At 63.7% G+C, this 18782-nt stretch carries 19 protein-coding genes; 6 read left to right on the top strand and 13 right to left on the bottom strand.

Features of this window, described 5'->3' with window-relative positions:
* Positions 1-16: 16 nt before the first annotated feature.
* The gene (gene galE, locus RN51_RS06020; RefSeq protein WP_052674611.1) at positions 17-1006 is read right to left on the bottom strand and encodes a UDP-glucose 4-epimerase GalE; all 990 of its coding nucleotides are present in this window, start codon (positions 1004-1006) and stop codon (positions 17-19) included.
* Between the two features lie 173 nt (positions 1007-1179).
* On the opposite strand from galE, the gene RN51_RS06015 reads away from it, so the two are divergent.
* Positions 1180-2148 carry a glycosyltransferase family 2 protein gene (locus RN51_RS06015; RefSeq protein WP_045263145.1) on the top strand — a complete coding sequence of 323 codons (969 nt, stop codon included), beginning with the start codon at positions 1180-1182 and terminating at the stop codon, positions 2146-2148.
* Positions 2145-2714, top strand: coding sequence for a hypothetical protein (locus RN51_RS06010; protein WP_045263144.1), 570 nt, complete (start codon positions 2145-2147; stop codon positions 2712-2714). Before RN51_RS06015 ends, RN51_RS06010 begins: the two co-directional genes overlap by 4 nt.
* Before the next feature lie 22 nt (positions 2715-2736).
* On the opposite strand, the gene RN51_RS06005 is transcribed toward RN51_RS06010, so the two are convergent.
* The 3 genes from RN51_RS06005 to glf are packed head-to-tail and all read right to left on the bottom strand — an operon-like array spanning position 2737 to position 5436.
* Positions 2737-3471, bottom strand: a complete 735-nt coding sequence (locus RN51_RS06005; RefSeq protein WP_045263143.1) for an ABC transporter ATP-binding protein — start codon at positions 3469-3471, stop codon at positions 2737-2739.
* Positions 3471-4289, bottom strand: a complete 819-nt coding sequence (locus RN51_RS06000; protein WP_045263142.1) for an ABC transporter permease — start codon at positions 4287-4289, stop codon at positions 3471-3473. The genes RN51_RS06005 and RN51_RS06000 overlap by 1 nt, the downstream gene beginning before the upstream one ends.
* A gap of 10 nt (positions 4290-4299) precedes the next feature.
* Positions 4300-5436, bottom strand: coding sequence for a UDP-galactopyranose mutase (gene glf, locus RN51_RS05995; RefSeq protein ID WP_045263141.1), 1137 nt, complete (start codon positions 5434-5436; stop codon positions 4300-4302).
* 133 nt (positions 5437-5569) lie between these two features.
* On the opposite strand from glf, the gene RN51_RS05990 reads away from it, so the two are divergent.
* The 3 genes from RN51_RS05990 to RN51_RS05975 all read left to right on the top strand — a co-directional run bounded on the left by RN51_RS05990 (position 5570) and on the right by RN51_RS05975 (position 8485).
* Positions 5570-6451 (top strand): glycosyltransferase family 2 protein, encoded by an 882-nt coding sequence (locus tag RN51_RS05990; RefSeq protein ID WP_045263140.1) that lies wholly within the window; start codon positions 5570-5572, stop codon positions 6449-6451.
* A 172-nt stretch (positions 6452-6623) separates the two neighbouring features.
* Entirely contained in the window at positions 6624-7739 is a 1116-nt protein-coding gene (locus tag RN51_RS17935) for a glycosyltransferase family 4 protein (RefSeq protein WP_052674610.1), read from the top strand.
* A gap of 80 nt (positions 7740-7819) precedes the next feature.
* Complete coding sequence (locus tag RN51_RS05975) at positions 7820-8485, top strand: hypothetical protein (RefSeq protein ID WP_231579230.1); 666 nt, start codon at positions 7820-7822, stop codon at positions 8483-8485.
* Between the two features lie 64 nt (positions 8486-8549).
* On the opposite strand, the gene RN51_RS05970 is transcribed toward RN51_RS05975, so the two are convergent.
* The 6 genes from RN51_RS05970 to RN51_RS05945 all read right to left on the bottom strand — a co-directional run bounded on the left by RN51_RS05970 (position 8550) and on the right by RN51_RS05945 (position 14120).
* Positions 8550-9737, bottom strand: coding sequence for a DegT/DnrJ/EryC1/StrS family aminotransferase (locus RN51_RS05970; protein ID WP_045263137.1), 1188 nt, complete (start codon positions 9735-9737; stop codon positions 8550-8552).
* Positions 9734-10672, bottom strand: a complete 939-nt coding sequence (locus tag RN51_RS05965; RefSeq protein WP_156149111.1) for an NAD-dependent epimerase/dehydratase family protein — start codon at positions 10670-10672, stop codon at positions 9734-9736. The genes RN51_RS05970 and RN51_RS05965 overlap by 4 nt, the downstream gene beginning before the upstream one ends.
* A 6-nt stretch (positions 10673-10678) precedes the next feature.
* Positions 10679-11707, bottom strand: a complete 1029-nt coding sequence (gene gmd, locus RN51_RS05960; protein ID WP_045263135.1) for a GDP-mannose 4,6-dehydratase — start codon at positions 11705-11707, stop codon at positions 10679-10681.
* 61 nt (positions 11708-11768) lie between these two features.
* Positions 11769-12944, bottom strand: a complete 1176-nt coding sequence (locus tag RN51_RS05955) for a hypothetical protein (protein WP_156149110.1) — start codon at positions 12942-12944, stop codon at positions 11769-11771.
* A 64-nt stretch (positions 12945-13008) separates the two neighbouring features.
* Positions 13009-13395, bottom strand: a complete 387-nt coding sequence (locus RN51_RS05950; RefSeq protein WP_045263133.1) for a DUF2304 domain-containing protein — start codon at positions 13393-13395, stop codon at positions 13009-13011.
* The gene (locus RN51_RS05945) at positions 13392-14120 is read right to left on the bottom strand and encodes a glycosyltransferase family 2 protein (protein WP_045263132.1); all 729 of its coding nucleotides are present in this window, start codon (positions 14118-14120) and stop codon (positions 13392-13394) included. The genes RN51_RS05950 and RN51_RS05945 overlap by 4 nt, the downstream gene beginning before the upstream one ends.
* 106 nt (positions 14121-14226) lie before the next feature.
* Between RN51_RS05945 and RN51_RS05940 the strand changes: the two genes are divergently transcribed.
* On the top strand, positions 14227-15762 hold the full coding sequence (locus RN51_RS05940; RefSeq protein ID WP_197073186.1) for a DUF2142 domain-containing protein: 1536 nt from the start codon (positions 14227-14229) through the stop codon (positions 15760-15762).
* Here RN51_RS05940 and RN51_RS05935 read toward each other — a convergent pair.
* From RN51_RS05935 to RN51_RS05925, 3 genes are read right to left on the bottom strand one after another with little or no spacing between them, the layout of a single operon-like run.
* Positions 15735-16613, bottom strand: a complete 879-nt coding sequence (locus RN51_RS05935) for a glycosyltransferase family 2 protein (RefSeq protein ID WP_045263130.1) — start codon at positions 16611-16613, stop codon at positions 15735-15737. The two genes, RN51_RS05940 and RN51_RS05935, sit on opposite strands and share 28 nt — an antisense overlap.
* Entirely contained in the window at positions 16610-17821 is a 1212-nt protein-coding gene (locus tag RN51_RS05930) for an ABC transporter ATP-binding protein (protein ID WP_045263129.1), read from the bottom strand. Before RN51_RS05930 ends, RN51_RS05935 begins: the two co-directional genes overlap by 4 nt.
* A gap of 3 nt (positions 17822-17824) precedes the next feature.
* Positions 17825-18727 (bottom strand): ABC transporter permease, encoded by a 903-nt coding sequence (locus RN51_RS05925; protein ID WP_231579229.1) that lies wholly within the window; start codon positions 18725-18727, stop codon positions 17825-17827.
* Positions 18728-18782 lie beyond the last annotated feature (55 nt).

The raw sequence follows: 18782 nt of genomic DNA, 5'->3' as shown, positions 1-18782 counted from the left end.
GCGCCGTCAAGGCACCTCAGCCGACCGAGGGCAGCTTCTCGGCCCAGGTGATCGCATCTCGCACGCCGTCGTCCACCGAGCGCTCAGCATGCCAGTCCAGGACCTCTGCCGCCCGATCGACGATCGCGAACGCGCCCGCCTGGTCTCCGGGACGACGCGCGGTCTCGACCACGGGGAGGGCTTGACCGGTGACCCGCTCGAACGACGCCACCAGTTCACGGACGGTCACGCCCTCCCCGGTGCCGATGTTGATCACCTGGTAAGGGTCAGCTCCTGTCGCGACCTCGTCGAACCGCTGGACCGCGGCCACGTGCGCGAGCGCGAGGTCCCAGACGTGGATGTAGTCCCGCAGCCCCGACCCGTCCCTCGTCGGCCAGTCGGTGCCCGTGATGGCGAACGGCTCCCCGGCCGCGCGGGACTGCATGATCTTTCCGAGCGCATGCGACGGCAGAGGATTCTGCAGTCCGGTGCGCATCTGCGGATCGGCGCCGATGGGGTTGAAGTAGCGGAGGGCGATGGCACGGAAGTCGCCGTTGGACGCCGCGTCCTTCAGGATCTGCTCGACCATCGCCTTCGTCGTGGCGTACGGGCTCGAGGGCGCCACCGGACCGTCCTCGTCGACGCCCTCACCGCTCTCGCCCTCGTACACCGCCGCGGACGAGCTGAACACGATGCGCGGGATCCCTGCGTCGCGGAGGCGCTCGAGCATGACGATCGTCTTGCCCACGTTGGTCTCGTAGTAGCCGAGAGGGTCTGTGACCGACTCCGGCACGACGATACGCGCGGCGCAATGGATCACCACGTCGATGTCCGGGTGATCGGCCAGCAGGCGCTCCAGGACCACGGGGTCGGCGATGTCGCCTTCATAGAACTCGCGGCCGACGCAGAATGCCCTGAGCCCCTTGGAGAGGTCGTCGAGGATGACCACGTCGATCCCCGCCTCGATGCACGCGGTGGCGACCGTGGATCCGATGTATCCGGCGCCGCCGGTGATCAATACCTTCATCGCAGCCAGTCTAGCCATCGCCGCTCGACGCCCCAGGCGAGCTTCTCCGCGGATACAGAGGCGGCGGACGGTAGGCTACTCACGGCTCGTCATGTCCCGCATCGTCCCGGACGGTGGCCCGCGGCCGCGACCCCCATACCCCTGAACTGCCCACCGATCTTCGAGGAGAAGGTATGACCGCGGCGCCCGCTGCATTCGATCCGAAGGCGGCGACGATCGTCGTCGTCACCTTCAACAGGTCGCATCTGCTCACCGGACTCCTCACCAGCATCACGGCGATGGACCCGAAGCCGGGACGCGTCGTGATCATCGACAACGCCTCCTCCGACGACACCACCGACGTGGTCGAATCGTTCCGCGACGCCATCGGCACCGAGATCGTCTACCGACGACTGGAGACGAACACGGGCGGCTCCGGCGGGTTCAGTGAAGGGATGCGCACCGCCTACGAGCTCGGATCCGAGTGGATCTGGATGATGGACGACGACGTCGAGGTGGTGCCGGACGGTCTCGCGAAGATGGGCAAGTGGGCTCCGCGCTTCAAGAGCATCCAGGGCCGCCGGTACGACTACGACGGCAGCGAGTTCTACTGGCAGTACCGCATCGCGGAGCGCATGGGCATTCCGATCCCGTTCGCGCCCTCGGGTTTCGACGACTCCGGCTACAAGGAGATGAACAGCGGCTGCTTCGAGGGCATGTTCATCCACCGCTCGATCGTGACGCAGATCGGTCTGCCCGACCACCGCTTCTTCATCTACTGGGATGACCAGATGTACGGCTGGCTCGCGTCGCGCAAGACCACCGCCGTCATCGTGGACGAATTCGTGCTGCGCCGCACGCGCGAGATCAAGCAGTGGGACATGGGCATCCGCCACATGAATGCGTCGAGCAACGCCTACCGCTTCTACATCATGCGCAACCGCGCCTACATCAAGCACTACTACCGCGTGCATGACAACTACAACGCGGTGCTCTTCGGTCTCGGCACCGGGATGACCTTCGCCAAAGAGCTCATCCGCCTGTTCTTCGTCGAGCGCACGGTCCGGGGGACGAGCAATCTGTTCCGCGGGCTCAAGGAGGGCCGCAAGATCAGCCGCGACCGCTCCTGGAAGCCCATGCCGCCGCTCGAGGAGAACGCATGAGCGAGCAGACCCCCGAGCTCCGGTGGGCACCGATCGAGCCGAAGCCTCGCAACAGGGGACGTATCTGGCTGATCGTCGGTCTGGTCATCGCCGGGCTGGCGATCATCGCAGCGTTGCTCTTCTTCCTTCTCCCCCGCGACGGGAACCCGGCGCCCGGAGTGAGCGACTCTCCCTCCCCCGCGGCGAGCGACACGGCACCTCCGCCCCTGTCCCCCACTCAGACGCCCGAGATGACTCCGCCCGCGGCCGTCGATCCGCCCATCGACGTCTTTCGCGAGCGGGTGGGTGGGTGGTTGACGGACGCCCCTCGAGGTCTCACCATCGTGGCGGGCGAGACCGGTGAAGCAGCGCTTGCGGTGATCGACACACTGGAGCAGGATGCTCGACGTCTCTCCGACGCCCAGCCGCCCTCGGCCCTCGAACAGCAATGGCGCGACGGCGTGAACGCGTACTCACAGCGTCTCGCGGAGTTGAACGCCGCCCTCACGGGAGGTTCGGATACCGCCGATGCCGTGGCTGCCGCACGAGCGGCCGTTCAAGAGCTCCAGAGCCTCGTGGGGCTCTGACCCCACACGTCCGGAGACGCGGCTACGAGTTGTAGTCGGCGTTGTACCTGTCGAGCACCTCGGCGATCGGTGCGTCCAGCACGAGTGCGCCCTTGTCGAGATAGAGCCCGCGCGTGCAGAACCGACGGAGGTCACGTTCGTTGTGGCTCACGAAGAAGAGCGTCCGCCCTTCAGCCAGCAGTTCATCGATGCGCGTGTAGCACTTCTCGCGGAAGGCCTTGTCCCCCACCGCAAGCACCTCGTCGACGAGCAGGATCGGCTCATCGAGCTGGGAGACCACGGCGAAGGCCAGGCGCACCTTCATCCCGTTCGAGAGGTGCTTGTACGGGGTGTCCTCGAATCCGGCGAGCTCGGCGAACTCGATGATTCCGTCGTAGCGACGCGTGACCTCGTCGCGTGACATCCCGTGCAGGCCCGACGTCAGCCGGACGTTCTCGCGCACCGTGAGGTCTCCGACGAATCCTCCCGTGATCTCGATGAGCGGGGCGACCCCACCGTTGACCGTGACCTTGCCCTCGTCGGGCAGCAGCACCTTGGCGACCAGTCGGAGCAGAGTCGACTTGCCCTGGCCGTTGCGCCCGACGACACCGATCGACTCGCCGGGTGCCACCGAGAACGAGACGCCTCGGAGAGCCCAGAACTCACCGGGACGCGACCGACGTGACGCACCGGCGAAGAGATCTTTGAAGCTCCGACTTCCGCGCCTGTTGCGACGGAAGTGCACCCCGAGATCCTGCACTTCGATGGCCGAACCCATCACAGCTCCTTCAACACAGGTCGTTCCAGGCTTCGAAACGTCCAGACGCCGAGTCCGAGGATCAACACGCTCATCAGGGCGCTGATCGCGAGAGTGAACGGATTCCATTGATCCGGGAAGAACGGCATGCGATAGAGCATCATGATCCCGGCCAGCGGGTTGAAGGCTCCGAGCGTCTGGAAGATCCCGGGAAGGTCTGTGACGTTGTAGATGATCGGGGTCGCGTAGAACATCGCGCGCAGAACCAGCGCCGTCGTGCGCTCGAGGTCGACGAAGAGGACGCAGAGCGGTGCGATCAGCAGCCCGAGCCCGATCAGAAGGACGGTCTGCAGGAGCATCGCCACCGGCATCCAGAGGATGCCCCAGCCCACGTGCACGGTCCGCCCCGGATCGAGCTCGACGAACAGGTTGACGACGATGAACAGCACCAGCACCGGCAACGAGAACAGGTACTCGATGCCCTTGCTGAGCACGATCCGATTCACCCAGATCGAACGCGGGATCGCGGTGGAGCGCACCAACCGGGCGTCTTTCTTGAAGGCTCGGGTGAAGTCCGAGACCGAGGCGTTGAACCACACCCAGGGCAGCAGCGCGCTGATGAGGAAGATGATGTACGGCTCTTCGCCGACATCGCGATTGAACACCTGCGTGAACACGAACCAGTAGATCGCGCTCATGACGAGCGGGTCGAGCACGGACCAGAGGTACCCGAGGAGGCTTGTCGAGTAGCGGACCTTGAGGTCACGGGACGACAACAGCCACAACGAATGCAGATATCGCCGGGGCGTCCCGGGCGCCCCGACAGCAGCGTGACTCACGATGTCGAGTCTACGAGAGACTGTTGTTCCACATCGACAGCGCCGAGCCGATGGCCATGTGCATGTCGAGGTACTGGTACGTGCCCAGACGCCCGCCGAAGTGCACGCCGGTCTCGCCCTTCGCAAGCTCCCGGTAAGCGAGAAGGCCTCCCCGATCTGCCGCGGTGTTCACCGGGTAGTACGGCTCGTCGTCCCGGTCCGCGAAGCGCGAGAACTCCCGCATGATCACCGTGCGGTCGGAGTCGTAGACATCCTTGCGCTCGGGGTGGAAGTGCTTGAACTCATGGATGCGCGTGTAGGGCACGTCCATGTCGGGGTAGTTCATCACACTGGTCCCCTGGAAGTCCCCGACGTCGAGGACCTCCTGCTCGAAGTCCAGCGTTCGCCAGCTCAACGCTCCCTCGGTGTAGTCGAAGTAGCGATCGACCGGTCCCGTGTAGACGATGGGCAGCTGTCCGACGGTTGCGCGCTTGCTGAACGGCTGGGACTCGTCGAAGAAGTCCACTTCCAGCTGAACCTCGATGTTCGGATGATCAGCCATCCGCTCGAGCCACGCCGTGTAACCGTCCGTCGGAAGGCCCTCCCACGTGTCGTTGAAGTAGCGGTTGTCGTACGTGTAACGCACCGGGAGGCGGCTGATGATGTCGCCCGACAGCTTCTGCGGGTCGGTCTGCCACTGCTTCGCGGTGTAGTCGCGGAAGAAGGCTTCGAACAACGGGCGACCGACGAGCGCGATGCCCTTCTCCTCGAAGTTGGCTGCCGACTTCACGTCGAACTCGCCCGCCTGCTCCCTGATCAGCGCACGTGCCTGGTCGGGCGTGTACGCGGACCGGAAGAACTGGTTGATCGTGCCGAGGTTCACGGGCATCGGGAAGACAGTGCCCTTGTGCGTCGTGTACACGCGGTGCACATAGTTCGTGAAGGAGGTGAACCGGTTGACGTACTCCCACACCGTCGGGTTCGAGGTGTGGAACAGGTGCGCCCCGTAGCGGTGCACCTCGATGCCGGTCTGCGACTCGCGCTCACTGTAGGCGTTGCCGCCGATGTGCGGACGCCGGTCGATGACGATGACCTTGCGGCCGGCGTCAGCAGCGCGCTCCGCGATTGTCAGGCCGAAGAAGCCCGAGCCGACGACGAGAAGATCCATTACAGTCGCTTTCCACCGCTCCAGACGAGGTCGGTCTCTCCAGTCTATGGGGGCGTCGCCTGAACATTGCCGGTGCACGATCAGGGAAGATAGAGAGTGCCACTAATGGTGTGCCTGACGAACACAGGAGATCATGGACCTCGACATCTGCGTCCCGTACTGGGGCGATCCTGCGACTTTCATCGAGACGATCGACTCGGTGCGCGCACAAGACGATGCCGCTTGGCGCCTCGTCATCATCGATGACGGCTACCCCGGACATGTCATCGAGGACTATGTGGCGAGTCTCGAGGACCCCCGCATCACCTATACGCGCAATGAGACCAACGTCGGGATCGTCGAGAACTTCCGTCGTGCTGTCGCGGCGGCTCGAGGGAGCCATGTCGTCGTGCTGGGCTCTGACGACCTTCTTCTTCCCAACTACGTCGCGCACGTGCGGGAGACGATCGTCGCCTTCCCCGATGTCGACATCATCCAACCCGCGGTGGGAGTGATCGGGGCTGATGGAGAGCCGACTCGGACGCTCGTGGACTCCGTCAAACAGCGCATGCTCACTCCCAAGCAGCCCCGAACGCTGCGCGGCGAGGATCTCGCCAGCAGCCTGCTCGTCGGCAATTGGCTCTACTGGCCGTCGCTCGCGATCCGCACGGAGTCCGCGCGGCGCATCGGCTTCCGCGACGGTCTCCCGATCATCCTCGACCTTGCGCTTCTCACCGATATCGCGTTCGAAGGAGGGGCGTTGCGGTACACCGGAGTAGACGCGTTCCGGTATCGTCGACACGCGGCAAGCCTGTCGCAGACCGCGCTCCTCGACGGCTCCCGATTCGAGGATGAACGATCGTTCTACCGGGAGACGGCGGACCGCGCCGAGGCGATGGGTTGGCGGCGAGCAGCACGGGCCGCGCGGGTTCGTGCCATGTCGCGTCTTCACGCGCTCAGCCTGCTCCCTCGCGTAGTGCTTCGCGGGAGCAGCGCTTCCCGCCGTGCGACTGCACTTCTCGCGCTCGGCCGGTGAGCCGCTGGAACGCCGCAGACCACGCGTGTGGTCTGCGCACGCAGACGCTCGCCGCAGCGTGCGAACTGCCTCGAGGCTCCGGCCCGCGAGTCGGCGCGTTAGGTTAGGGAGTTGAGCTCGACCAGGGTCGACGACGTACCGGTCGCAAAACGAACATGATGGAGAATTGGTAATGGCACGCATCTTCGTGGATCTCTTGTCGCTCACGGGCAAGAAGGGCGGCATGGAGACCTATGCCCGAGAGCTGTACATGCAGCTCGGGAGGCTGGCGCCCGAACACGAGTACGTAGGCTACTTCAGCCGCGAGGGATGGGACCTCGACAAGAGCTGGTTCCCCGGGGAGAAGATCGCGTCCGGCATCAGTGGCGAGAACAGATTCACCTGGGCGCTCGGCGAGCTGCGCTGCGGCCGTGCGGCTGAGCGCATCGGAGCAGATCTCATCCACTCGCCGATGACGTTGGGGCCCGCACGATCGAGCATGCCGTCCGTCATCTCCCTGCACGACATGCTGTACTGGAGTCACCCCCAGTACATGACCAAGCCGTTGTACACGGAGCCGGTCAAGCTCATGGAGAGACTCGCGACACGCAATGCGACTCGCATCCTGACGATCAGCGAGGTGTCCCGACTCGCCATCATGCACTACCTCAAGGTACCCGCCGAGAACATCGATCTCGTGCCGTTGGCGGGCAAGAAGATGAGTGGTGTGGACCGTTCTCGCGCGTCCGAGAACGGCCCGATGATTCTCGCCACCGGGAATCGACGCCCGCACAAGAACTGGGCCTCGCTCATTCGTGCGCTTCCTCTGCTCGATCCCGCCGACCGCCCGCAGGTCGTCGTCACCGGGAGCCACGGTGACGACCCGTTGATCGAGGTTGTCGCGGAGACCGGGATGCACGACTGGGTGACGCTCAAGAGCTGGGTCGACGCGGATGAGATGCGAGATCTCTATTCGACGGCAACCGCTCTGGCCATGCCATCGTTCGATGACGGCTTTTCCCTGCCGGCGCTGGAAGCGATGATGGTCGGGCTTCCGGTCATCATTAGCGACATTCCGGTGTACCGAGAGGTGGTAGGCGACGTCGCGGTGTTCATCGATCCTCACAGCCTCGAATCGATCGCCGATGCGTTGCGCATCGCCGCGCGCGACCCGCACACCATGGAGGGGCTTGCGCAACGAGGATATGCACGCGCCGAACTCTTCTCCTGGGAGAAGACCGCCAGAGGCACCCTCACCACCTTCGAACGCGCGCTCGCCGACGGGCCACGGAGAAAGTCCCGGCCATGAGGATCCATCTCCCCCGTGTGGCTGCAGCGCTCGTGTCAGCGCTCGCACTGGCAGGAGCCCCGGCAGGCGCACAACCGGCCGTGCCGGGCGCGGTGCCTCTCGAAGCGTCGAGCGCGACCGTGCCCGTGTACAGATTCTGGAGCCCGACTTTTCAAGGCCACTTCTACACCGCCGATGCTGTGGAGCGCGACAAGATCATCGCCCAGTGGGGCCGGGACTGGACCTACGAAGGTCAGCGATACTCGGCGCACTCGACCCAGGTTGCCGGATCGGTTCCTCTTTATCGATTCTGGTCCGACCGGTACAAGGGTCACTTCTTCACGGCCGAAGAAGGCGAGAAGAATCTGGTCATCGAAAAGTGGTCGGACACCTGGTCGTTCGAAGGCGTCGCCTACTACGTCTTCCCGCCGAACAGCTCCATCCCGGATACCTCGCCCGTCTTCCGCTTCTGGGGCGCCGGTGTATCGCATCACTTCTACACCGCAAGCAACGCCGAGCGCGACAATGTCATCTCGCGATGGCCCAACACGTGGTCGTACGAGTCTGAACGATTCCGGGTACCGTCCGACGGCATGGTTTCTGACCCAGTCCCACCCCGGCCATCGGACGTGGACTGCAGCGACTTTGCGACCTGGGCGGACGCTCAGTCCTATTTCGGAAAGTACTACGCGTATTACGGCGACATCGCCCGTCTAGACGCGGACGGAGATCTCATCGCCTGTGAGGGCCTCCCCGGCGCGCCATGACCGGGGTTCACCGGCGGTAGCCTCCTACCGCCGGTGAACCGTCATCCAGGGATACGCCTGAACGTCAGCTCCGCGCGACCCGCTCCACCGTCTCGGCGACGATGTCGATGCCCTGCAGAACGGGATAGTGATGATTGCCGACGAACAGGCCGTCGACATCGATCTTGTCCGAAGCGGGCAGCTCGTCCGGGACGATCGCGTCGAGGTGACGCATGACCGGGTTTCTGGTGAAGTTGCCCGCGACGATCGGTCGAGATTCGACTCCGGCCTCGGCGAATGCTGCGACGAGGTCGGCACGTCGTCCGGCAAGAGCGCCCTCCAGGACAAGCGAGAAGCCGAACCAGCTGCTCGAACCGGTCTCCTTCTGCAGGCGAACAGAAGTCAGGTCAGCAAAACGCTCCTTGAAGTATCGGGCGTTCTCCCGCCGCCCTTCCACAAGGGCAGGGATCTTCTTCAACTGCTCCAAGCCCAGAGCGCCCTCCATCTCGAGCGGGCGCACGTTGTATCCAGGGAGAACGAAGCGGAACAGATCGTCCCATGCATTCCCGGTCTTGTTGTGAACATGATTCTCGGCAGGGAGGTCACGGGTCCAGCCGTGCGACCGGAGCGAGATCATCTCCTGATAGAGCTGCTCATCGTCGGTCAGGATGATCCCGCCCTCCATCGTGGCGATGTGGTGGGAGAAGAACGAGCTGAACGTGCCGACCAGGCCGGCCGTTCCAGCGGCGATTCCATCGCTGACTGCGCCGAGCGATTCGCAGTTGTCCTCGAGCAGGACGAGACCGTGCTTCTGCGCGATTGCCCGCAACCTCGTGAAATCATTCGGATTGCCGAGCAGATTTACCGCGAAGATCGCCTTGGTCCGGGAAGTGATCGCGGCGTCGACCAGGTCCAGATCCATGTTGAGCGTATCGATGTCGATGTCGACGAATCGGGGGCGCAGCCCGTACTGAGTCAGTGGATAGTACGTTGTCGGCCACGAAACTGCCGGAACGAGAACCTCATCACCTGCGGAGAGATCGATGCGCGGATCGAGCACGGCCGCAGCGACCGCGATGAGGTTCGCAGAACTCCCTGAATTGACCATCACGCCGAAAGCGGCGCCGAAGTGCTCGGCAAAACTCGCTTCGAACTGCTTCACCAAGGGACCCATCGTGAAGCGACCGCTATCGACGACACGCTGGATCGCACCGTATTCGGCATCGTCCCAGGTAGTGGTGGCGAGGGGGTATGCAGGCTCGACAGTAGTCATCGGAGTTCTCCATTCATGGACTGGGAAAGATAGGACTCGTAGCATGCGCGCATGCCGTCAGGCAGGGAAGTACGTGGACGCCAGCCGTGCGCCCGCGCATGGGTGGAGTCGATGAGTCGTTGCGGGACTCCGCTCGGCTTGGACGGGTCGAACGAGAGCTTCCCCTCGAACCCCACGATCTCCGCAGCCATCTCGTAGAACTCCTGCACACTGTGGTCTTGACCCGCACCGATGTTCATGGCCGTGGGCCAAGACTCGATGTCGTCGATCTCTTGAGCCAACCACTGCGCGAGATCCGGCGCGAAGGTGAACTCACGTCGCGCCGTGCCGTCCCCCCACACCTCTACTTCTGCCTGACCGCTCACTTTCGCTTCATGCGTCTTCCTGAGCGTCGAGGCGATGAGGTGGGCACGCGACGGATCGAAGGTGTCCCGAGGACCGTAGAGATTCGAGGGCAGCAGCCCTCGGAAGGCACGTCCCGTCTGATCCGCTGCGTACCGGGTTGCGGTGAGGCCTGTCAGTTTGGCGAGTCCGTACCCTTCGTTCGCCGGCTCGAGAGCACCATCGAAGAGGCGCTCCTCCGAGATCGGACTCGGCGCGAGCGCCGGATATGCGGCAGCGCTCGCGATGTAGACGAATCGGTCGACACCCAACTCCACCGCCGCGTTGATCACAGAGCGATCGATAGCCACATTGTCGAGCAAGTATGGCAATGGTCTCGAGAGCTTGTCGCCGATACCCCCGACGAAAGCCGCCGCGTGCACCACGAGATCTGGCTTCGCGGCTGCCATCAATGCAGAGACGTCCTCTGCGTTCCGGAGATCGACTTCACGGCGTCCTACCTCGACGACGTCATCGCTCGAGCGATGGGCCGCCCAGCTTTCGGCGATGCTGGAGCCGAGCATGCCCCGCGCACCAGTGAGCAGTACTCGCACGTCCCGTCAGCTCTGAACCTGATCGACGAAATGACGACCCTCGACCTCGAGCGCGGACACGTCGGCGTCGACCATGATCTGAGCGAGACGCGGCGTGAGGACCTTCGGTTCCCAGCCGAGCAGCTCCTTCGAACGACCGAAGTCGCCGATCAGGGCATCGACCTCGGTGGGGCGGAGGTACCGCTCGTCGAACTTGACGTACTTCTCCCAGTCCAGTCCGACGTGCTCGAAGGAGAACTGGAGAAAGTCCTTCACCGTGTAGGCGGTGTTGGTGGCGAGGACGTAGTCGGTGGGCTCGTCGTGCTGCAGCATGCGCCACATGCCCTCGACGTACTCCGGTGCGTAACCCCAGTCTCGCACCGCGTCCAGGTTCCCCAGGTAGAGCTCGTCCTGCAGTCCAGCCTTGATTCGTGCGACGGCGCGAGTGATCTTCCGCGTCACGAACGTGCCACCTCGACGAGGCGACTCATGATTGAACAGAATCCCGTTCACAGCGAAAAGGTCGTATGCCTCGCGATAGTTGCGCGTGATCCAGTAGGAGTAGACCTTGGCCACACCGTATGGCGAGCGCGGGTAGAAAGGCGTGTCCTCGTTCTGCGGAGGAGGGGTTGCTCCGAACATCTCGGAGCTGGAGGCCTGGTAGAACCTGCAGTCGACGTGCGCAGCACGGATCGCCTCGAGGAGTCGCGTCGTCGCCAGACCGGTGACATCACCCGTGTACTCAGGCTCGTCGAAGCTCACCCGCACATGGGACTGAGCAGCCAGGTTGTAGACCTCGTGAGGCTGGATCTCGTTGAGGAGAGTGACGAGACGGGAGCCATCCGCGAGATCGGCGAAGTGGAGGAAGAGCCGGTGGTCGTCGGACTGGGCAGGCTGATAGATGTGATCGATTCGCTGGGTGTTGAAAGACGAGGATCGCCGAATCAGGCCATGGACCTCGTACCCTTTCGAGAGCAGCAACTCTGCGAGATAGCTACCGTCCTGTCCGGTGATGCCGGTGATCAGGGCGCGCTTCGTCGACTTGCTTTCGGTCATGTGAGATCTCCTGGATTGCGAGTACGTGGCGATGGCCGCCATCAGTCTAGCTGAGCGGGGATCAGGGACTCGTCGAGCGGTCGGATGCGAGCGCTCGCGGAAGAGGGCGCATCATCCCTGTGATGTGGACGATGAGGCCGACCACTGGCGGAAGTATCAAGGCGACATCGATCCGGACGATCAGAGGAAGCGGCGCCAGGAGGCAGCCGACAGTCAGGACCGCCGCCACCGCCCACCCGGTGAAGTTCCAGGAGTGCAAACGTTCGGCGACGAGCGCGGAACCCGTGACGCCCAACAACCCGACCAATCCAGCGCTCAGGACGATGAGGAACATGGTCAGTCCGGCGATCTCGTACTTTCCCGCCGACAGGAACGAGATGACTGCTGGACCGAAGAAGTAGCCGAGCACCGAGAGCACCAGGAAGACGAGAAGCGATATCGCGAGCATTCTGAGGATGCGAGGCGCGCCCGCGCGGGAGCGCCCTCGAAACACAGCGGAGATCAAGAAGCTCTGCAGCGCCAGAATCGGTACCACGATGGGTGCGCGCGTCACCGTGATGGCCATGATCACCGCTGCGAGCTGCGCCGTGGTGTCCCCACCTCCAGTCGCTCCGATCAACAGCGGCAACCCTGAGATCATTGCTCCGCTGCACGCTGCCGCGCCCACTGTGCTGAGCACGTTCCTGCTCAGCGCTCGTAAGCTCACATCGAGAGAGAAGCTGCCAACCACACGGCGGCGAGCAAAGGCCCACACGAGAAGGAATGCGGCCCCGAACGGGAACGCGATTCCGAAGGCAAGTTGAGCAGCGGAGGCCTGGAAGACGAATCCGAGAACGAGCACGATCACCCGGAGCACTGCATCAGCCGTCATGAGGAGCGCGACGAAACGCCACTCGTGGAGCCCGTACAGCACGCCGCTGAGGACTGCCGTCAGCAGGTATCCCACCAAGCCGATCGAGAGAGCCGCCCCGAGAACGAGACCATCGATGGGGACAAGCCGAGTGCCGATGATCATCCCCGACAACAGACTCACCACGACGATGGCTCCGGCGGCGATCACCGTGAAGGTCCTGAGCGCCGTGCTCGGTTCGTGACCCGCGGACTGCCTCGCTGCGCGCGTGACCTCTTGTTGCACACCGCTCATGGCCGCCACACAGAGGTAGATGGTCGACCACACCACGGAGAACGCCACGTAGGTGCTGTCATCCAGCATCCGCGGAGCGAGCAGTTGAATCACATATCCGAGCCCCCCGGCAACCACCGTCGCCAGAAGGATCCAACGGAGACCTGCAGCCGCCCCCTCAGCTTTGATCATCGGGGTCCGAAGCCGCCAGTTTTCGTGGTTCTTCCGCCGCGCGCAGATCCTCGACGTCTGCACGGAGCAGAGTCACCTCTTCGGCGATCCGTCGTATCTCGTCCTCGGCCTGCGACAGCTCCCAGGACAGGTGCAACGTGACCCCGACGAGAAGCACGAGAGCCAACGCGAAGATCAGGTTGGAAGGCACCTCGACATTCAAGAGGTTCGAGAGCCCGACGAGCAGCCCCGGGAACAAAGCAAGGACCAGGATGACAAGCCCGATGAGAAGCCACATGATCGCATACTTCTCACGAAGCTGGCGTTTGAGGAGCAACGTGAAGATGACCCCGAGAACTGCCAATGCGAAAAGAACACCGAGGCCAGCGATCATATGGCACCATCCTGGATACGACGCCCGCGCATGAGAGCGAGCGAGAGTGCGAAGGTCGCCCGCAGAAGATATCGAGCGGCGCTGAACGGGTTATGGCTGGGCTTTCCGTGCATGCGCGGGCGCATCGCTACAGGAACCTGCGTCACCGACATGCCGGCATGGATCGCTCCCACCAGCGAGTCGATCGTATCCCCGAGGTACTCAGCTGGGTAGTAGCGGACATACTGATCGATCGCCCTGCCGTTAGCTGCGCGAAATCCCGATGTGACGTCGGTCAGACGGACGCCGCTGACCTTCGAGATCACTCCCGCGAGCAACTTCATCGCCCATCGGCGCGGTCCACGAGCCTTGTAGTCCCCGACCTCTGCGAACCGAGCCCCGATCGAGATGTCAGCTTCAGAGAGGCCTGCGAGAACCGCGGCGATGTCGGCCGGGTCGTGCTGCCCGTCCGCATCGACCTGGATCGCGCTGCGGTAGCCGTTGCGCTGAGCATAGATGAACCCCGTTCGCATCGCGCCGCCGACCCCCATGTTGAAAGGGAGCTGCAGCACTCGCGCACCGGCGCTGCGTGCCTGGTCGGCGGTATCGTCTGTCGATCCGTCGTCAACGACCACCACGTCATAGTTCGGTGCGGCGGCGAGGATCTCTCTCACCGTATTGCCTACGTTCTGGGACTCGTTCCATGCAGGGACGATCACGAGCGTGCGCTGAGCAGGAGTAGACATGGTGCCATCAGCCTACCGGTGGTCGGTGGCGGGCACACGTCGCGTCCGCCACCGGCGCGGTCGCGCGCTCCCCGAAGCATCCACGGCATCGCATAGGATTGCGGTCGTGCATTCTTCCGCTCAACGACGACGCGCTGTCCGGATCGTAACCGCGGTGCTGGTGCCGCTCCTCGCGTTCCTCACGCTCCTGTCCTGGTCGCTCAGCTCCGCGGTAGGCTCCAGCCCCGACGATGACTTCCACCTCGCATCCATCTGGTGCGGATTGGGCGAACGCGAAGGTCTGTGCGAACTTCCTCCCGAGTCCGTTCTGGAGACGAATCCGACCTACCGGCTGGTGCCCGCCTCGATACCGAACGCGACCTGCTACGCGTTCCTCCCCGACGAGAGCGCAGACTGCTGGGACCCGGATCAGTCCGGCATGGCGGTCGCGAAAAGAGCAAATGTGGAGGGTCTCTATCCACGCGTCTTCTACGCTGCGATGTCCGTGTTCGCCTCGGAAGACGTCGTCGGGTCCGTCGTCCAGATGCGTATCGTGAACTCCGCATTCGCCGTTGCATTGATCAGCGTCACCTTCTTCCTCCTCCCGCGTCGCCTCAGACCGGCATTGATCATCTCCGTCGTCGCCTCATGCGTCCCGCTCGGGCTTTTCCTCTATGCATCGGCGAACCCTTCGTCATGGGCGCTGCTGTCCGCTGCTGTGGTGTGGATCGCGCTCTACGGCGCCTTCGTGGTCGATTCACGTCCGAGACGCATCTCACTCACCGCGCTCGCCTTGTTTGCCGGCATCATCGGCGCGGGAGCACGCGCGGATGCGGCCATCTACGCGGCCTTCGCGGTCGTGCTGGCAGTCTTCCTCGGCATGAAGAAGAGCAAGGCGGCGCTCCTGCCTGCCGCGGGCGGTCTCGCTCTGATCGTCCTCGCTGGATTGTTCTATGTGACGTCTGGCCAGAGCGCCGCTACGGTGACGGGGATCGCCGCCGCCGCTCGTCCTCTCACCACCAGCGAGCACGTGGCGAATCTCCTCAATGTTCCCAACCTGTGGGCCGGCGCACTCGGAGGGTGGGGACTCGGCTGGTTGGATACCCTGCTTCCCGCTGCCGTTCCGACGATCGGCCTGCTCGTCGTCGGAGGCGTGCTGCTCGTCGGTATGGCAGAGATCACGTGGAGACGAGCGCTGACCTTCATTGCGGCGCTCGCTGCATTCTGGATCGTTCCGTTCGCGCTTCTCGCGACGTCGAATGCAGTCGTCGGGACTCAGGTGCAGCCTCGGTACATCATGCCGCTGCTGATAATCCTCCTCGCCGTCGCGGCGGCCTCCCCTGCGACCGAACGCATCTGGACGGGGGCTCGGGTCGCGCTGATGGGAGCAGCGCTCGCCTTCACGGCGTCGATCTCTCTTCACTACAACATTCGCCGCTACACCACCGGTCACGACATTGCGGGTATCGACCCGGGGCGCGAAGCCGAATGGTGGTGGCCCGTCGCGCCGTCGCCGTTCGCCGTGTGGGTTGGTGGGACGATCGCGTTCACCGTGCTACTCGGGATCTTCTGGATCATGACCGTGCGGCCCGACCTTTTCCGCGCCGAACGAACCGTCTCTGCTCTTTCCCAGGATCAGCGAGAAACTGTTTCCGAGGCGTGATGGAGCTTCAACCCGTCGACGAAGCCGCGAACGGCGGCACCGATCTTCCGGTTCCGATCCTTCTCGCACAGAAGCACCTTGATCCATGACTTCGCGGCGTACGCCGCGTCCTCCCAGAACCATCTCCCCAGCCCATAGCGACGAACCATGACGACGCGATTGCGCGTCATGTAGTAGTGCCGCATCGGCGAATAGTTCGAGAGGTAGATGCGGCGCCCGAGGAATGTCGAAGGAACGGACGCACCGAACCGGTGGTCAAGCACGGTGTCGTACACCTTCACGATGCGGAAACCCGAGCGTCGCGCGCGGAGGGAGATGTCGTGGTCGACGTAGTCGATGAAGAGGCGCTCGTCGTGCAGCCCGATCTCCTCCAATGCGGCGCGTGCGAACAGGGCGCCGGACGAGATCAGCGTGACCTGGTCGCGGATCCCGGAACTGGACTCACCGTCGTAGAGATGCCCGGTCTCCTCCGCACGCAACGCCGGCCCTGCGATCGCGACCGGGGCGCCTGGTCGGTCGAACGCTGTCAGGAGAGCGGCGAGCATCCCTTCGGATACCGTGCTGTCCTGGTCGAAGATCCAGACGTAGTCGAATCCGTCGGCGAGTGCCTGCCGCATGCCGGCGTTGAAACCGGCCGCGACGCCGACATTGCCGTCCTGGTCGAGCACCACCACCGATTCGCGATCGGACAGGGGTCCCAGCACGTCAGCAGTTGCGGGATCTTCGGGTGAGTTGTTCACGACGTAGACCGTGTCGGCCTGCTTCGCGAGCTCGTCGAGGTTCCTGATGATGCCGCTGTCCGGCTTGTACGACAGGACGACCGCTGCGACCTTCGGTGCGGCCTTCGTCATCGCTCCACCGATGACCCCACGGTGATCTTGGCCGATACCGTCCCCATCGTCGAGTCATCCGTTCGCACGCGCAGTGTGGCGCCTCGCATCAGTCCGTGACTGCTCGGTTCGCTGACCCCGGCGGCGTTCGCGTTCACGAAGTAGTCGCCAGGACCGAAGCCCGCCTGTGCGATGCGCAGATCGACGATCGTCTTCCCCTCGATCGGGTCCAGCGTCACACCCAGGACCTCAGTGTTCGACGCCATCACCATCTGGCCGAGCGGCGTGTCCATGCTGAAGCCGATCTCCCATCGCTCGATCGGCCGCAGAGTGTCAACGTGCACGCGGACCGTGAACGGATCGCCCGTCTGGAGCTCCTTGATCGTCCCGCCGTCGTCGTCCACCAGCTCGATGCGCTTCACCTGGATCGGATGGATCGTCTCCTCCGGAGGCGCCTCGCCCACTTCGCGATCGGCGAGGACGTCGCGCAGGCCATCGACAGCACGATTGATGTCCCCGTCGAACACGAGTTTCCCATGATGCAGCAGGATGCCTCGGTCGCAGAGTTCCTGAACCTGCTGCGCAGAGTGGCTGACGAGGATGATCGTCCTCCCCTCCTCACGGAACTGGTGGATACGATCCATGCACTTGCGCTGAAACGCTTCGTCGCCCACGGCGAGAACCTCATCGACCAGCAGCACGTCCGGGTCGGTGTGCACCGCCACGGCGAACGCCAAGCGCACGTACATGCCAGACGAATAGAACTTCACCGCAGTCTCGATGAACTCGCCGATGCCGCTGAACTCGAGGATGTCGTCGAAGCGCTCGTCGATCTGCGCGCGGCTGAGTCCCAGGATGGCAGCGTTGAGGTAGACGTTCTCTCTCCCGGAAAGGTCGGGGTGGAAACCCGCGCCCAGTTCAAGCAGCGCGGCCATCCGCCCACGCGCCTGCACGGTACCGGTGGTCGGAGCCACGATTCCGCCGATGAGCTTCAGCAGAGTGCTCTTTCCCGATCCGTTCTGCCCCAGCAGACCGACGGTCGTCCCGGCCTTGATGTCGAGAGAGATCTCGTCGACCGCGGTGAACTCCTCCCGGAACGCCTTTCCGTGGCGCCCGAAGTGAACGATTCGGTCCTTGAGGTTGTTGTCCTTTCGGACACGGAACTGCTTGCTCACGCCGTTGAGCCTGATGATGTCCGGACGGCTCTCGAGGTCGGTGTTGTCGATCATGGCCTACAGCTCCTGCGCGAAGTTGCCCTGCATGCGCGTGAACACGCGATGCGAGATCCAGAGGAAGACGAGTCCGACGACGGTCATGATTGCCATCCTCAGCCCCAGGTTGGGCGGGTAGTCGGCGATGGTGCCGGAACCCCAGAAAGCTCGGTGGAACCCGAAGACGCCCACCGTGAGCGGGTTCGCCAAGTAGACCTCGAGAAGCCAGGCAGGGAGGTCGTACTGCGCGACAACCGTCTTCACCATGGTCCAGGAGTAGACGATCGGCGATGCCCACATCGCGAGCATCATGACCACCTCAGTGAGGTACTGGATATCACGCAGGTAGACGTTGAGCGCAGCGAGCAGGAGTCCCGTCGCGATCCCCCACAGCAGCACCATGCCGAGCGAGGGGAAGAACCACAGCATGTGCACGGGTTCCGGTAGCCCGTTGAGGAGCAGCGCCGCGACCAGCAGGACCCCCAGCTGCACCAGGAACATGAAGCTGGCCGCTCCGATGCTTCCGAGTGGGAAGATCTCGCGCGGGAGGTAGATCTTCTTCACGAGTCCCGCGTTCGAGATGATCGAGCCCGTCGAGCCGAAGATCACGTCAGCGAAGAACGTGTAGAGAGTGAAACCGGCGAAGAGGTAGATCGCGAAGTTGTCGATCCCGCGGGAGGCTCCGAGGATCTGTCCGAGCACGATGAAGTAGACGAGGAACTGCACGAGCGGGCGGATGACCGTCCACAGGAACCCGAGGAAGCTGTCACGGTAACGCGCCTGAAGGTCGCGGCGGATCAGCAGCATGAGCAGCTCGCGCCGTCGGTACAGTTCGCCGAGCTTGCCGCCACGACCGCCGTCGCGAAGACCGCGGGCATCGATCGTGGTGAACGGCTCGGCGGCGAGCCGAGTGAATCTGTCCACGGGTGTTTCCTTTACGGGGTTCGGGTACTTCCTGAGCCTATCCTCAGCAGAAGGT

It is taken from the genome of Microbacterium oxydans (genome assembly GCF_000956405.1).
In the GTDB taxonomy this organism is placed as follows: Bacteria; Actinomycetota; Actinomycetes; order Actinomycetales; family Microbacteriaceae; genus Microbacterium; species Microbacterium oxydans_C.
The sequence above is the reverse complement of the archived record's forward strand: the minus strand, read 5'-3'. Positions and strand labels throughout refer to the sequence as shown.

Bases quoted from the DNA above. Each gene is read 5' to 3' on its own strand.
- galE (WP_052674611.1), bottom strand. From the start codon at position 1,006: ATGAAGGTATTGATCACCGGCGGCGCCGGATACATCGGATCCACGGTC.
- RN51_RS06015 (WP_045263145.1), top strand. From the start codon at position 1,180: ATGACCGCGGCGCCCGCTGCATTCGATCCGAAGGCGGCGACGATCGTC.
- RN51_RS06010 (WP_045263144.1), top strand. From the start codon at position 2,145: ATGAGCGAGCAGACCCCCGAGCTCCGGTGGGCACCGATCGAGCCGAAG.
- RN51_RS06005 (WP_045263143.1), bottom strand. From the start codon at position 3,471: ATGGGTTCGGCCATCGAAGTGCAGGATCTCGGGGTGCACTTCCGTCGC.
- glf (WP_045263141.1), bottom strand. From the start codon at position 5,436: ATGGATCTTCTCGTCGTCGGCTCGGGCTTCTTCGGCCTGACAATCGCG.
- RN51_RS05990 (WP_045263140.1), top strand. From the start codon at position 5,570: ATGGACCTCGACATCTGCGTCCCGTACTGGGGCGATCCTGCGACTTTC.
- RN51_RS17935 (WP_052674610.1), top strand. From the start codon at position 6,624: ATGGCACGCATCTTCGTGGATCTCTTGTCGCTCACGGGCAAGAAGGGC.
- RN51_RS05970 (WP_045263137.1), bottom strand. From the start codon at position 9,737: ATGACTACTGTCGAGCCTGCATACCCCCTCGCCACCACTACCTGGGAC.
- gmd (WP_045263135.1), bottom strand. From the start codon at position 11,707: ATGACCGAAAGCAAGTCGACGAAGCGCGCCCTGATCACCGGCATCACC.
- RN51_RS05950 (WP_045263133.1), bottom strand. From the start codon at position 13,395: ATGATCGCTGGCCTCGGTGTTCTTTTCGCATTGGCAGTTCTCGGGGTC.
- RN51_RS05945 (WP_045263132.1), bottom strand. From the start codon at position 14,120: ATGTCTACTCCTGCTCAGCGCACGCTCGTGATCGTCCCTGCATGGAAC.
- RN51_RS05935 (WP_045263130.1), bottom strand. From the start codon at position 16,613: ATGACGAAGGCCGCACCGAAGGTCGCAGCGGTCGTCCTGTCGTACAAG.
- RN51_RS05930 (WP_045263129.1), bottom strand. From the start codon at position 17,821: ATGATCGACAACACCGACCTCGAGAGCCGTCCGGACATCATCAGGCTC.